The sequence below is a fragment of the Colwellia sp. BRX8-7 genome (assembly GCF_014077275.1).
Classification (GTDB): domain Bacteria; phylum Pseudomonadota; class Gammaproteobacteria; order Enterobacterales; family Alteromonadaceae; genus Colwellia_A.
On the sequence record NZ_JACGVP010000013.1, the window covers coordinates 13,513 to 28,524 of the forward strand.

Consider the following 15,012-nt stretch of genomic DNA (forward strand, 5'->3'; position numbering starts at 1 on the left):
TTAAGTACTCTCCATCATTTTATCATTGGCTGTATTGGGTGGAACTAGTGGCCAAACATTATCTGCGGCATCTATTTTAACTTGTAAAAGATAAGGCCCGTTATGCGCTAACATCTCTTCAATCGCCTCAGAAACCTCTGCCTTAGAGCTTATCTGTTTAGCTTTAATGTCAAATGCATTTGCAAGCATGACAAAATCAGGGTTATCAGAAAGATCTGTTTCACTTAAACGTCCATCAAAAAATAAATCTTGCCATTGGCGGACCATACCTAATTTGGCATTATCAATGAGGACAATTTTTACCGGTAGCTGAAAACGCTTTATTGTTGAGAGTTCTTGCACATTCATCATGATAGAGCCATCGCCTGAAACAGTAATAATACAATCTGTTGGTCGGCTAACTTGTGCACCGATCGCGGCCGGCAAGCCAAAGCCCATGGTGCCCATTCCAGCACTGGTTAAAAAGTTACTAGGGTGATCAAATGACATATGCTGTGCCGCCCACATTTGATGTTGACCAACATCAGTGGTAACACAACTGTTTAGCGGCATTTTATCGCTCAACTCTTTAAGTACCGCTGGTGCAAAAATAGTGCTGCCAGGATGATTATAATCCCAAGAAAAATCAGCTTTCATTTGCTGACATTTTTGTTGCCAACTTTTGATTTCTAAAGGAATCGATAAGGCAGGTAAATTAGTTTTTAAATCACCTAAGATCGCTGAATCAGCGGCTCGGCGTTTATTAATCTCGGCTGTATCTATATCAAAATGAATAACTTTCGCATGGGGCGCAAACTCAGTTAATTTCCCAGTAACTCGGTCATCAAAACGTGCACCAACAACAACCAATAAATCACTTTCTTGTACCGCTAAGTTTGCCGCTTTAGTGCCGTGCATGCCTAACATGCCAAGATAGTTTTCATTATTAGGCGAAATAGCACCTAAACCTTTTAATGTTGAAACACTCGGTATATGGGTAATATCAATAAAATCGCGTAATTCATCGACCGCGTTTGCCATACCTACACCGCCACCCACATACAAAACAGGCTGTTTTGCATGACAAAGCATAGCGATTGCAGAACCAACATTAGCCGGTGGTAAATTAACTTTATTTTTCAAGGTTGAAACTACACTGCCTTGGCTAACCACATGCGCAATTTGAATGTCTTTTGGGATATCGACAAGAACAGGACCTTGTCTCCCTTCCAATGCTATAGCAAAGGCTTGATGTAAAACTTTTTCAAGATCATTAATATCTGTTACCTGAAAAGAATGCTTAGTACAGGCGAGTGATAAACCAAAAATATCGATTTCCTGAAAAGCATCAGAGCCCATCACCGAAGTAGCAACTTGTCCAGTTATGGCAACAATAGGAATTGAATCGGCAAGGGCGTCAGCAAGGCCAGTAATTAAATTAGTTGCCCCCGGTCCAGAAGTCGCAAAACAAACCCCTACTTTACCGGATGCTCTTGCATAACCTACTGCTGAAAATGCCGCACCTTGCTCATGACGACACAAGAAGTGTTGGATGTCACTGTCGGTAAGTGCATCATAAATTGGCATTATAGCGCCACCAGGATAACCAAAAACATGCTCAACACCGTGCTGCTGAAGTACGTCAAAAAGTAATGAACCGCCTGTTTGTTTCTTTTCACTTGTCATCTTTTTTTTAACCCACCCAACTGAATACATTTTGCATAACCGTTAGTTTGAGCTTTCTCCTTTGCGCTGAGTTGGTATGATTTATTGATATAAAATATTGATATTAAAACTGACCATCATTATTTTCATCTTTATCTATAAAAAAACCCCCGTTCCTTTCGGAGCGAGGGTTTGTTTTTTGCTTTAGTTTTTCTTAGCTCAACAAACAACCTCGCGATGATTTAATAATCACCACGACGAGAATGTTAATAATCACTGAACTAAATTTTTGCATGTTTATTCAATTACCTTGATTCTTTATAAAAACAAAATGAAAAACTTTTAAATTTGTTGGCTATTGCACTGCCTATTTAAATTAGTACCATAGCTCTAATATTAAGTGCAAGTTTTTTTACTAGCGTTTTTTAATTGAAATAAATAATTTAGTTATATGATGCGTTAGCACTTTAGATAAATCCTGCCTAAACTTAACTTACAGGATGCTAACTAAATGGATTTGTTATGAGCTTAGCTTGTATTTATAGCAGAGCCCGGGTTGGGCTTGAATCTCCCCTTGTCACTGTCGAAGTGCATTTAGCCAATGGACTGCCGGTATTTAATATTGTCGGTTTACCAGAAACCTCGGTACGTGAATCAAAAGATCGGGTGCGCAGCGCTATCATCAATTGTGGTTATCAGTTCCCCGCAAAGCGAATTACCATAAATCTAGCCCCTGCTGATTTACCTAAAGAAGGAGGTCGCTTCGACTTACCGATAGCGCTTGGTATTTTGGTTGCCAGTAAGCAACTGCCTAATACAGATTTAAGCCAATATGAGTTTGCTGGCGAACTTGCGCTTTCCGGTGAATTGCGTGAAATTATTGGTGAAATTCCAATGGCAATTGCTTGCGCTAACGCTAAAAGAACCTTAGTTATTCCTAAACAAAATGCTGAACAAGCGAGTTGGGTTAAGCAGGCCAATATTTTATCAATAGAACATTTAAGTCAATTATACCCACACTTTTTAAAGCAACGCTCGCTACCTTTGGTGTCTGCAAAAGCAGTAGAGCATTATCAAGTGCCTACCAGTAAAGACATTGCTGATGTTATTGGCCAACCACTGGCAAAAAGAGCTCTAGAAATCTCCGCTTGTGGCGCGCACAATCTACTTTTTATTGGGCCACCCGGTACGGGCAAAACCATGCTAGCGAGCCGTTTACCTGGAATATTACCACCAATGAGCGAAAGTGAAGCGTTAGAGGCTGCAGCTATCGCTTCGATTAGCCATCAAAAAATCAATCATAAATCTTGGTTAACTCGCCCCTTTCGCGCTCCCCATCATACGGCTTCTTCTGCGGCACTGGTTGGTGGTGGCAGCCAACCACAAGCGGGAGAGATTTCATTGGCGCATAATGGCGTATTATTTCTGGATGAATTACCAGAATTTGCTCGTAAAGTGCTCGATGTTTTACGTGAACCCATGGAATCAGCCGAAGTTACCATTTCTAGAGCAATGTACAAACAAACCTTTCCAGCAAAATTTCAATTAGTAGCTGCGATGAATCCTAGCCCAACCGGATTTTACAATGATAACCGCAGCACACCTGAACAAGTGCTACGCTATTTAAATCGCCTATCGGGGCCTTTTCTTGACCGAATTGACATTCAAATTGAGGTGACCCGTTTACCCAAGGGTATGTGGGCAAAGGATGATCATAACAATGAAAGTTCTGCGCAAATACAGAAAAGGGTTGCGCTGTGTAGAGAATTACAATTACAGCGGCAAGGGAAAGCAAATGCTCACTTAGGGAGTGCTGAAACACGGATATTTTGCAAACTGAGTACTGATGAGCATGAGTTTTTAGAGCTTGCCGTTGAAAAACTTGGTTTGTCTACCCGTGCCCACCATAAAATATTAAAGATAGCGCGCACCTTGGCAGACATGAATAGTATTGAAGATATTCAACATGAACATATCATTGAAGCGCTGTCTTATCGCGCAATGGACCGATTACTGAGACACCTAACCGATGCTGTTTCTTTTTAACCGGACATCACAATTAATAAGATTAAAGTCGTCATATTGAATATATCTGGCATTAGCATCTTATCAAAAAGCCTTCTAGCCAATAACAATGGCTATTCTCTAGCGATAAAGCGGTTGCTGAGACTATTTAATTGCCTCAAAGAAGGCTTTGACTAAGGTTTGTTCTCGACTTTGGTTTAAACAACAAATGCCGAGGTCGAACGGCTCAATGTCGCCAACATTTTGTAAATATTGCACCCGGTCTTTTACCGGGCTATTTTCAACAACAACTTTTGGGGCCATGCCGACACCACAACCTAAAGCAACCATGCTAACAAGCGCTTCATGACCCGAAACTGTTGCATAAATATTGGGTTTACCTTGTTGCTTTTTACGATACCAAAGTTCAAAACGCTTACGCGCCGCACCATGCTCAGCTAAAATAATCGGTACTTCAGACCAAATAATTGTTTCGTCTTGTAATTGTTGCTGAACTCGACAAGCCATCGTTGGTGCAATAACGGCCAACGGCACAGTAGCAATATGCTGAAAATAAAACATTCTTGATAAGCTTTCAGGTTTTACACCAAAAGCAAAATCTACCAACTTTTGCTGTACTTGGTCAAAGGCATCAGCAGCATCACCGGTCGTTAATACAATTTCAACTAGCGGGTGTTGTTGGCGAAAGCGTTCCAATAGCGGTGGTAAATGACTATAAGCGGCAGTAACAGAACAATAAATGTGAAGTTTACCCTGTAGTTCAGCCTGCTTTTGGTCGAGCGACAATTGCAATAATTGCCATTGCTCAAGTTGCTGTTCGGCATATTTATAAAATAACATGCCTGCCTCAGTTAGCACGACTGAACGATTATCACGATGTAATAGCAAACAACCTAACTGATCTTCCAGCCTTTGAATAATTCGACTTAAGGTAGAAGTACTGACATGGTGCGCTTCAGCGGTTTTCCCAAAATGAAGACTGTGGGTTAAATGCACAAACATTTTTAACGATTTAAGATCCATTATTTACTCTTACCATTCATTGACAACATTTTACCCACCAATCGTTGCACTTTATGCAACACCACCTTGCGAATATATCATTTTAAGCAACATTAATCTTGCGCTATGATAACTCCATCGTCGGAAAGACCGATAAAGCCATTAAATAATCACATCGCCAGCATTACGTTGAGTCGATTTGAGACAAAAGGATAACCCAATGAGCAATTATTTTAACACCTTAAGTTTACGTGAAAAATTAGGTCAGTTAGGCAAATGTCGTTTTATGCAGCGTGAAGAATTCAGCGATGGCTGTAATTTTATTAAAGACTGGAATATTGTCATTGTCGGTTGTGGCGCGCAAGGGCTAAACCAAGGTTTGAACATGCGTGATTCGGGTTTAAATATCTCTTACGCATTACGCGAAGCTGCCATTTCATCAAAACGTCAATCTTGGCAATGGGCGACAGAGAACGGTTTTACCGTAGGTACATACGCAGAATTAATACCACAAGCTGACTTAGTGCTTAATTTAACACCAGACAAGCAACATACATCTGCTGTTACTGCTGTTATGCCTCATATGAAACATGGTTCAACTTTAGCCTACTCACACGGTTTTAATATCGTTGAAGAAGGTATGAAAATTCGTGAAGATATTACTGTAGTCATGGTTGCCCCTAAATGTCCGGGTACTGAAGTACGTGAAGAATACAAACGTGGTTTTGGTGTACCTACTTTAATTGCTGTTCACCCTGAGAATGATCCACAAGGTAACGGCTTAGCAATAGCTAAGGCTTACGCATCAGCTACTGGTGGCGATCGTGCCGGCGTACTTGAATCATCATTTATTGCTGAAGTGAAGTCTGACTTAATGGGCGAGCAAACTATTTTATGTGGCATGTTGCAAACCGCAGCAGTACTTGGCCATAAGCAGTTAGTTGCGCAAGGTATGGATGCTGCGTATGCACGTAAGCTATTACAATACGGCATTGAAACAACAACGGAAGGCTTAAAGCATGGCGGTATTACCAATATGATGGACCGTTTATCAAACCCTGCTAAAGTTAAAGCGTTTGATATGTCTGAAGCATTAAAAGTCATCTTACGTCCGTTATTTGAAAAACATATGGACGATATTATCGAAGGTCGCTTCTCTGCCACTATGATGGAAGATTGGGCAAATGATGATGTGAACTTATTAAAATGGCGTGAAGAAACAGCTGAGTCTTCTTTTGAAAAAGCAGCTGATTGCGACATTGAAATTACCGAACAAGAATACTACGACAAAGGCATCTTTGTGGTAGCTATGGTAAAAGCCGGTGTTGAACTAGCCTTTGAAGCTATGGTTGCTGCGGGTATCATTGAGGAGTCAGCGTATTATGAGTCATTACACGAAACACCGTTAATTGCTAACTGTATTGCCCGTAACAAATTGTACGAAATGAACGTAGTCATTTCAGATACCGCTGAATACGGTAACTATTTATTTACCCATGCTGCACAACCTTTACTTAGTGATTTCGTCAGCAAATTGTCACTTGAAGAATTAGGTGAAGGCTTAAAGGAAAGCTCAAATGGCGTTGATAACGTACGCTTGATTGAAGTTAACGAAGCAATTCGCAGCCATGGTGTCGAAAGCGTAGGTAAAAAATTACGTGGCTACATGACAGATATGAAACGCATTGTAGAGTCGAATCAATAAAATAAAATAAAACGAGCGTTGTAGGTCACTAAAGGTAAACACTTAGGCCAGAGAGTCTAATGGTATTATTTTCTGGCCAGCAAGTGCTACACTGCAGCGCTTTATTTTATATCAAAGAGGAAAATTATCATGACAGAATTAAAGAATGTAACACTGACCAAGGCCGCTAATGTTTATTTTGACGGCAACGTAACTAGCAGAAAAGTAACGCTAGCAGATGGTTCAGTAGTAACCTTAGGCATTATGATGCCTGGTGAGTATACCTTTGCTACGGCAGAAAAAGAATTGATGGAAATTATCGCTGGTGAGGTTGAAATATTATTACCTAACGAGACGCAATGGCAAAGCATTTCTGCAGGTGGACACTTTTATGTCGACGCCGATGCTAAATTTGATATCAAAGTAAAAGCGTTAGCTGATTATTGCTGTTCTTATATAGCAGCATAAAGCCACATCTATTGGCTTTAACAGTACCTCCGAAGATAATGGAGGTGCTTATCATTAGCTTAAGTCACCCTTATCGACAAAAACTCACTGATACCTTAAAAGTGACACCTTCTTAAAACGGACTTCGACATTTAACGTTAAGTTATCATTATAATTTAACTCGCTCTTGCCGATAACCGCTAAACCTTATTTAACACCTCGCCACTAAAAACATTGCTGATTTACTATCAATAATACTCATTTAATGAAAAAATCATCTTTAATAGCCATTGCTGAATATAAATAATGAAACTCAATAAAACCACGCAAAAAATCGATAATAATGTTTGTAAAGCACTTAAATTAGCCTGCGAAGACTTCACTAACGAAGTTGATGGTTTCTGTTGGCTAACCCACCGCGCTAATTACACTAATTTTCCCGCAAGTTTAGTGGTGACCTGTATTTTCGATATCGATGCAGAAGTGATTGCAGCGAAAGAACAAAAAGTTGATGATCACTTGCGTGATGTCATTCAAAAGCAGTTACTCAAAGTGGGTATTGTCTTAAAAAACGTTCGCCACAATGTCCATTTAGATAGTGAAGAGTCTTGCTTACGTGACCATAGTGGTCAATGGCCTGAACGTCTAAAATTAAGAGTGACTAAGCAAAAGCCAACACAAAGTAAACAGTTTGGCCGCTAGAGCCTCAGTTAATTACCCCGTTACCTAGCCTTATAAAACAACCATATCATCACGATGAATAATCACTTTACTGGGACAACAGCCTAATAAAGTGATTATCTGTTCACTATTACACCCCATAATACGCAATAAATCTCGTTGACTGTATTGGCAAATACCTTTAGCAATCAAATTTTTAGAATGCGCGTCAATAATATCAACAGACTCTCCAGCGACAAAATCACCGTCAACTTGACTGACACCTGAGGGTAATAGCGAAGCTCCTTCATTAACCACAGCATGCACTGCACCGGCATCAAGATGTACTTTTCCGCTGCTTTTTAAGGTATGTTTTAACCAGTGTTTGCGTGCTTTGGTCGCCGCTTGTTTGGCACTAAAATGTGTACCTGGGTTTTCACCTTTTAATATCTGTTGAAAAACTTCACTACGACTACCATTTAAAATATAAGTATCTATGCCATTTTCAACCGCTTTTTCGGCGGCCTGAATTTTTGTTTTCATACCACCGGTGGCAATAACGTTATTTGTTGTTCCAGCCATGGCATGAATTTCAGCGGTAATTTCGTGAATTTCAGGGAGTAACCTTGCCTTAGGGTTTTCACGCGGGTCTTGATCATAAACACCGTCGATATCGCTTAAGATGAATAAGCAGTCAGCTTCACTCACTAAAGCGACTAAGGCGGCTAAATTATCGTTATCACCGACTTTCAATTCATCAGTCGCGACCGTGTCATTTTCATTAACAATAGGGATAACACCATTTTCCAATAAAATGCGTAGGGTGTTTTTAATATTGATGTAGCGCTGGCGATCTTTTAAATCTCCATGGGTAATGAGTAACTGGCTACAAGGAACATCAAAAAATCGCTGCCAATTCGCCATCATTTTCATTTGCCCAACAGATGCCATCGCTTGTTTAGTGGGAATAGAGGGTACGGGAGAGCCGTGCTTAATTAATTGTCGTCCTGCAGCAACACTGCCAGATGAAACGATAATAATTTCTTTACCTGCCTGTTGGCATTCGGTAATAAAACGAGCAATAGCAAGAATATACTTACCACTACAGCCCTTATTGTCTGGTGCAACTAAAGCACTGCCTACTTTAATTACCGCACGATTAAAATTCATTGTTGTTCCCCTATGATCCAGCCCCTAGCATGCCTCGATATGCAGGTAATTTGCAATCAACTTTTTGCCATAATATAGATGAGTTTATCCTTTTTAGGCTGTTGACTTGTTATATCGAATTAATTCGGTATTTATATCCATTAAAACTTAAGAAATGGCGAGTTACTTAACTTGAAATAACAAGATGGTGTTTTTTACCTCATTCTAAAATATCAATAATAGACGCCTAAAACGCCTTTCTCTGCTAATTATTAACATTAAGCCTCGTTAACTTTCACTCATTTCAACAACTTGATGAATAATTGTTTTCAAACGGTTGTTAATCGTGATTAATTTATTTCACTGTTTTTGCTGAAAATTACTTCAAATCAGATTATGATCGGACATCTATTTATTTTTGTTATATTGAGCAAGTATTCCATGTTGAATTTTTTACCTCCGCTACTTATTCATATTATTTCGCTAACAATTTATACCGTTAATACGCTTTTCTGGTTAATACCTATTATTATATTTTCATTTTGTAAGGCTATTATTCCATTAACCTTTGCTAAAAAAATATTCAGCTATTTATTAGATCAAATGGCAAGCAATTGGGTGGGTGTTAACACCTTTATTCAAAAGCTTTTTAATAAAACAGAAATTAAGGTAACCGGCTTAGATCAACTAACCATGAAAGAATGGTATTTGGTAGTCTGTAATCACCAAAGCTGGGTTGATATTGTTATCTTGCAGCGAGTCATGCATCGCAAAATTCCTTTTTTGAAATTCTTCTTAAAAAAAGAACTTATTTTTGTGCCTTTTTTAGGCTTGGCTTGGTGGGCCCTCGACTTTCCATTTATGAAGCGTTATAGCCAATCTTTCATTAAAAAGAACCCTCATTTAAAAGGCAAAGACGTTGAAACCACACGTAAAGCTTGTGCTAAATTCAAGCATAAACCCGTCAGTATAATGAACTTTATAGAAGGAACACGCTTCACTAACGAAAAGCACGATAAGCAAAATTCCACGTTTAAACATCTACTTAAACCTAAAGCTGGTGGCATAGGTTTTGTGCTAGAAGCCATGGGTGGCAACTTGCATAAAATAGTCAATGTTACCATTCATTACCCAGAAGGGATCCCTACTTTTAGTGATTTTTTAGCGGGAAAAATTAAACAGGTAAATGTCGATGTAGAGGTTTCAAACATTGGCGATGATCTTGTTGGCGACTATGTGCGCGATCGACATTTTAAAATAAAATTTCAAAAATGGGTTAATCAATTATGGCTTGATAAAGACCAAAAACTTATCGAGTTTAATAATGATAATACCGCTAAATAACATTGAAATTGAAAAAGGAAACTTAAATGAGTGAACTCATTAGCACATGGTTAACTAACCAAGGTATCGCCGAAGCGTATTTAGCGATGACCACCATTTTTGTTGGTTGCATGCTCATTTTTGTCATTTCAGCATTGGGTTACTACCTCGCAAAATATCAGGTATTAGCTTTTGTTAACAAAATGGTCAGCAGAACAAAAAATACTTGGGATGATGTTTTATTAGAGCATAATGTTTTTTCTCGCTTCGCTTTTTTAATTCCGTTATTCGTACTACTGTTTTTAACGCCTATTTTACTGCCCGAACAAGCATTACTTGGCGCCGTTTTAGTGGTTTTTGTAAAAATAGCTCTCAGCTTTCAAATTGCACGTTCTATTAGTGCTATTTTAAACGTCATTAGAAGTCTTTATCAAAATACTGCGCGTGACCGCTACTTACCCTTAAGCTCAACGATACAAGTGATAAAACTGGTTATTTATTTGGTTGCTACGATTCTATCTATTTCATTTATTTTAGATAAGTCACCTATTTATTTACTCAGTGGTTTAGGTGCATTAACTGCTGTTTTATTATTAGTATTTCAGGACACGATTAAAGGTTTAGTCGCTAGTATTCAAATATCAGCAAACAAAATGGTCGCGCCTGGTGACTGGATTGAAATTCCTAATTATGGTGCTGATGGCGATGTTATTGAGATTGGTTTAAATACGGTTAAAGTAAAAAACTTTGATAATACAGTGACAACTGTTCCTACGTACGCCTTAATAAACGGCTCATTTAAGAATTGGCGAGGCATGCTCAATTCAGGTGGTCGACGCATTAAGCGTAGCATTATTATTGATATCAACAGTATTTCATTTTATCAAAGTGCTGAGATTGAAAAACTTAAAGAAATTAGTTTATTAAAAGATTATTTACAGCAAAAATCTGATGAAATCACCACGAGTTTAAAAACGGCTAATTTATCTAACGATAATGTTAATAGCCGGCAGTTAACCAATGTCGGAACTTTTCGCGCTTATATTACCGCTTACTTAGCTAAACATGAAAAAATACATGATGAGATGACCTGTATGGTCAGGCAATTAGCGGCAACCGACTCAGGCTTACCGCTGGAGATATATTGTTTCAGTAATGACCAAAACTGGAAGAATTATGAGGGTATACAAGCCGATATTTTTGACCATTTATTCGCTATGGCGCCGGTATTCAGTTTACGTGTTTTTCAGCATCCTACCGGCTATGACTGGCAAAAAAGTCGCTCGAGTCGACAACTTTAACGTTGACGAACTACGCCTTCTTGCATCGTTGAGGCAACAAGCTGTCCTTGACGATTAAAAATTTGCCCTTTAACTAAGCCTCGACCGCCACTTGCTGACGGACTATCCATAACGTAAAGCAGCCAATCATCAAAACGAAATGGGCGATGAAACCACATGGCATGGTCAATCGTGGCAATCTGTAAATTGGGTTGCCAATGACTCAAGCCGTGTGGAAATAAAGCCGTTGGTAAAAACAAGAAGTCAGAAGTATAAGCCAGCATATAGGTATGAATACGTAAATCATCAGATAAGGTGCCGTTTGCTTTTATCCACATCTGAGACTTAGGTGCTGTCTTTTCGGGTTGCAGCCAATTATAAGGTTTAACAGGACGCATTTCGATGGGCTTTTCAGCTAAAAATTTACCTCTAATTTCTTCAGGTATTTTATCTTGGTTGTCGAAAATGAAATCTGTGTAAGACGCTAAATCTTCAGGTGCGGGTACATCGGGCATAAGATCTTGATGCTCAATGCCTTTTTCATATTGTTGAAAAGAGGCCGTCATATAGAATATATCTTTACCGTTTTGAATTGCTTTAACACGCCGGGTGCTAAAACTTTTACCATCACGGATATTTTCGACTTCATAAACAACCGGCTTACTGGCATCACCTGGACGTAGAAAATAAGAATGAAGCGAGTGAACATTACGTGCTGAATCAACTGTTTCTTGAGCGGCAGAAACAGCTTGTCCCATTACTTGACCACCAAACAGCGCACGAAAGCCTAAATCTTGGCTTTGACCACGATAAATTCCTTGTTCGATTACCTCTAATTCTAATAATGAAGATAAATCATCCAACACTTGACTCATAATATTTAGCACTCACTGATATAAAATTTTGACTATAGCATATTTATAATTTATATCTTTAGCGACATTTTAAAATTGTTGAAAATTCATACGCTGCAAGGTAGTATCTAGGGAATAAGAAAATTATTGACTAAAAATACGAAGAGATCTCAATGGAAGCGCTATTAGAAAGAGAAGTATTGTTAGAAAGAAGGCAAGGTAGTAATGAGGAACAGTCGCTATGGGACAGGCTTTCTCTTGCACAAAAATTTGCCGCCAGTAGCATGACTCAGTTTGGTTACGACTTATCTTTTATTAGAAATAGCAATAACGGCAGCTTAGCCATATTACAATGCAATGGTAAAACAGCAACCATTAACGGTGAAGGTGAAGTAGACTCAACACCAAGTATAATTATTCGTCCTTAGTTATTCATCCTTGATTAAAGGCATATACCTAGCCTACTTTCAGAGATACATGAAAAGATGCCCCTATTAGGCATCTTTTTTAGTTTTAGTCAGTAATAAAGCTTCAATTAAAGAAATATACCCCGCTAAATTATTACTTGACCACATACGTCTTACGCTGGAATCTTGCTTAGCAACATGCGCCACGAACCTTTTAAAAGCGTCATCGTCAAAATTTCCATAACACTTTTTAGTGATTGACTGCAGTTTGCCTTTTCCTTTTAAACACTCAATAAAAATCGCGGCATAGTTATTAACCAGTGGTGAAATAATTTCAATCGTCTCAGGTTCTAATGCCTGGCAATTTTTAATTATTTGTAATCGATTTTTAACAAAATCTTCGTGTCGCTTGGCAATTATTGCCATAGAGTCTATATAAAACTTATTTTCTTTCTGACTACTACTGAGCTCTTTTTTCACACTAAATAATTCGCGTTGTAGAACTTCCGCTCGAAAATAAAAATAAATACTCAAAGCTACAAAAATAGCAGCAATGGACAATACAAAAATCATATTAAACCTATTAAAATAAAAAGTAATATTGACTACGCTTTAGTGGTTTCACTTAAACGCGATAAAAATATGTAAGGGTCTATATCTTGTGCTGTGGGTGATCCATAGGCGTAGCCAATTTTAAGTGAATAATCACCTAAATTGGCGAAGAATCTCAGTTTAATTGCGTTAGCTAAACTATTTAACTTAATCGCTATTTCAGCTTGAGTTTGGTGAGGACCTATCAGTAAATATTCACCATCGTTAATAGTACCCGCTTCATCAAATTCACCTTTTGACTCATTAAGTAAGATCGCTAATGTTTTTGAAACTTCGAGCATAATTTTATCATTAAAGTGAAAGGTAAGCTCTTGCCAGTTAACAACTGATAAGTAGCCAATCGCTAAGGGATAGTCGTATTTCCTCGCCATTTTATAATTCACTTGATAATTTCTTTTCGTTTGGGAGGGCGTTACCAAATAAGATAATGGCTGTTCCACTTCATCGTATACTTGATTTAAGCGCAACGTTCTTTGTCTTAATCCAAAAAAAACCAACGTAATGACTAATAGAATAACGATCACAATCAATAAATATATAACCTCTTTTTGCGCGATAAATTTTGCACTGAATTGAGTTTGTAACTTACTCTGTTCAGCGAGATTCAGGATTAAATTTCGACTTTTATCATTTGCACTTAACATTTGACTGGAGTCAATAATTAATGAGGGCTCAGCCTTTTTCTGAAACTGTTGAAGTAATTCAAGATAATTTTTATGGGCCATTAACGCATTTTTATAATCACCGTTTTGCTGATACATATGACTTAATAAAAGTAATAATTTAGCCTGCTTTTTTGATAGCTTTATGTGTTTAGCAGTTAATTCAGCTAATTGAAGGTAATGTTGATATACAGCTTTATTGTTTAATAGACTTGAGGTCTCTGCTAATAGAATTAACGAGGTTAAATAAGGCTTATTTAAGCTCTTTTCATTAAATGTAGCACTGGCTGATAATAGCCAATTATGTGAGTCACTAAATTCTCCCTGCTTTAATAACACCTCTGCCAATCCTAATTCAGCATAGGCAGCACTAATTGGAGCATTTTTATTTTTGCCGTGTTTTTGTGCTTCCCAAAAAGCATTGTAAGCATCATCAAATAAATTTAACTGAAAATAAGCACGGCCTAAGTGTAAATAAGTTTGGTCAATATTAGCCAGTTTGTCTAAATCAAATTTTAACGTTAATAGCTTATTTTGCATGGTTAGCGATGTTTGATAATCGCCTAAATAATAATATGCCGTTGCTAAAATTTCTAAAAGACAAAGGTGATCCTCATACTGAGGATTTACCGAAATCAGCACCTTAACTTGATTAAGATCATTCATCGATAAATCGTTTTTATTTTGCAACGCATAGGTAACAGCTCGATAACTCAAAGCAATTAAACGATATTTTAGCACTTGTGGAGAATCTGCCATTAAAATGACATTGGTTGCTATATTTTGAGTTTGCTCATACTTCTCCTGTAAAAAATAGCCATCTGCAACTTTCAGTAATAAATTAAACTTTATGGCTGGTTCGAGTCCTTGCAGAGAAATTCCATCTTGCGCAAAATGAAATGCTTCGCTATTTTCACCTTTATTATTGGCAACATCAGCAAGAAGGATGAAGGTTTTCCCACGAATTTGGACGGTATAATTTTCTTGAGACCCCAAAATTTTTTTTGAAAGTGTAATGATCTCTTCGTAGGGAAGGTTTTCAGCGTCTTGTAAAAAATAGCGTTCAACATCTTTAATGTTTTGCTCAACGTTTAAAGCATCATTGGCAAAACAAAATAAAGGGGCTATAAAAAAACAAAGGATCAACAACAGTTTACAGGGCATTATTAACTAAAATCCTTTATCTAATGATCAGTAGAGTGATCAGCCATAACCTATAAATTTATCTATTACTTATAGGCTTTCGTTACGGTTCAACAAATT

The 15,012-nt window shown here is 37.9% G+C and carries 13 protein-coding genes; 7 read left to right on the top strand and 6 right to left on the bottom strand.

The genetic code is table 11. The features are described 5' to 3' along the window. Complete coding sequence (gene ilvG / locus H4J57_RS13420; RefSeq protein WP_070377107.1) at positions 1 to 1,665, bottom strand: acetolactate synthase 2 catalytic subunit; 1,665 nt, start codon at positions 1,663 to 1,665, stop codon at positions 1 to 3. A gap of 501 nt (positions 1,666 to 2,166) precedes the next feature. Here ilvG and H4J57_RS13425 point away from each other — a divergent pair. Further along, positions 2,167 to 3,690 carry a YifB family Mg chelatase-like AAA ATPase gene (locus tag H4J57_RS13425; RefSeq protein WP_182214590.1) on the top strand — a complete coding sequence of 508 codons (1,524 nt, stop codon included), beginning with the start codon at positions 2,167 to 2,169 and terminating at the stop codon, positions 3,688 to 3,690. 123 nt (positions 3,691 to 3,813) lie between these two features. Here H4J57_RS13425 and ilvY read toward each other — a convergent pair whose 3' ends face one another. Then, entirely contained in the window at positions 3,814 to 4,692 is an 879-nt protein-coding gene (ilvY, locus tag H4J57_RS13430) for an HTH-type transcriptional activator IlvY (RefSeq protein WP_070375379.1), read from the bottom strand. Positions 4,693 to 4,891: 199 nt separating this feature from the next. Between ilvY and ilvC the strand changes: the two genes are divergently transcribed. The 3 genes from ilvC (at position 4,892) to H4J57_RS13445 (ending at position 7,504) form a co-directional block, all read left to right on the top strand. Further along, the gene (gene ilvC, locus H4J57_RS13435) at positions 4,892 to 6,376 is read left to right on the top strand and encodes a ketol-acid reductoisomerase (RefSeq protein ID WP_182230324.1); all 1,485 of its coding nucleotides are present in this window, start codon (positions 4,892 to 4,894) and stop codon (positions 6,374 to 6,376) included. Positions 6,377 to 6,505: 129 nt separating this feature from the next. Continuing rightward, entirely contained in the window at positions 6,506 to 6,823 is a 318-nt protein-coding gene (locus tag H4J57_RS13440; RefSeq protein WP_182230323.1) for a pyrimidine/purine nucleoside phosphorylase, read from the top strand. Positions 6,824 to 7,108: 285 nt separating this feature from the next. Beyond that, on the top strand, positions 7,109 to 7,504 hold the full coding sequence (locus tag H4J57_RS13445) for a Fis family transcriptional regulator (RefSeq protein WP_182214593.1): 396 nt from the start codon (positions 7,109 to 7,111) through the stop codon (positions 7,502 to 7,504). Between the two features lie 30 nt (positions 7,505 to 7,534). Here H4J57_RS13445 and proB read toward each other — a convergent pair whose 3' ends face one another. Then, positions 7,535 to 8,632, bottom strand: a complete 1,098-nt coding sequence (proB, locus tag H4J57_RS13450) for a glutamate 5-kinase (RefSeq protein ID WP_182243305.1) — start codon at positions 8,630 to 8,632, stop codon at positions 7,535 to 7,537. 420 nt (positions 8,633 to 9,052) lie between these two features. Here proB and H4J57_RS13455 point away from each other — a divergent pair, with 420 nt between their 5' ends. Further along, on the top strand, positions 9,053 to 9,955 hold the full coding sequence (locus H4J57_RS13455) for an acyltransferase (RefSeq protein WP_182214597.1): 903 nt from the start codon (positions 9,053 to 9,055) through the stop codon (positions 9,953 to 9,955). Positions 9,956 to 9,981: 26 nt separating this feature from the next. Further along, a complete protein-coding gene (locus H4J57_RS13460) occupies positions 9,982 to 11,235 on the top strand; it encodes a mechanosensitive ion channel family protein (RefSeq protein ID WP_182221368.1) in 1,254 nt (417 codons plus the stop codon). On the opposite strand, the gene tesB is transcribed toward H4J57_RS13460, so the two are convergent. Continuing rightward, complete coding sequence (tesB, locus tag H4J57_RS13465) at positions 11,232 to 12,089, bottom strand: acyl-CoA thioesterase II (RefSeq protein ID WP_182217117.1); 858 nt, start codon at positions 12,087 to 12,089, stop codon at positions 11,232 to 11,234. The two genes, H4J57_RS13460 and tesB, sit on opposite strands and share 4 nt — an antisense overlap. A gap of 152 nt (positions 12,090 to 12,241) precedes the next feature. Between tesB and H4J57_RS13470 the strand changes: the two genes are divergently transcribed. After that, the gene (locus H4J57_RS13470; protein WP_070375371.1) at positions 12,242 to 12,496 is read left to right on the top strand and encodes a hypothetical protein; all 255 of its coding nucleotides are present in this window, start codon (positions 12,242 to 12,244) and stop codon (positions 12,494 to 12,496) included. 66 nt (positions 12,497 to 12,562) lie between these two features. Here H4J57_RS13470 and H4J57_RS13475 read toward each other — a convergent pair whose 3' ends face one another. Together H4J57_RS13475 and H4J57_RS13480 are read right to left on the bottom strand one after the other, a co-directional pair. After that, positions 12,563 to 13,048 carry a hypothetical protein gene (locus tag H4J57_RS13475; RefSeq protein WP_182217119.1) on the bottom strand — a complete coding sequence of 162 codons (486 nt, stop codon included), beginning with the start codon at positions 13,046 to 13,048 and terminating at the stop codon, positions 12,563 to 12,565. A gap of 32 nt (positions 13,049 to 13,080) precedes the next feature. Then, positions 13,081 to 14,913 carry a hypothetical protein gene (locus H4J57_RS13480; protein WP_182217120.1) on the bottom strand — a complete coding sequence of 611 codons (1,833 nt, stop codon included), beginning with the start codon at positions 14,911 to 14,913 and terminating at the stop codon, positions 13,081 to 13,083. Positions 14,914 to 15,012: the final 99 nt, after the last annotated feature.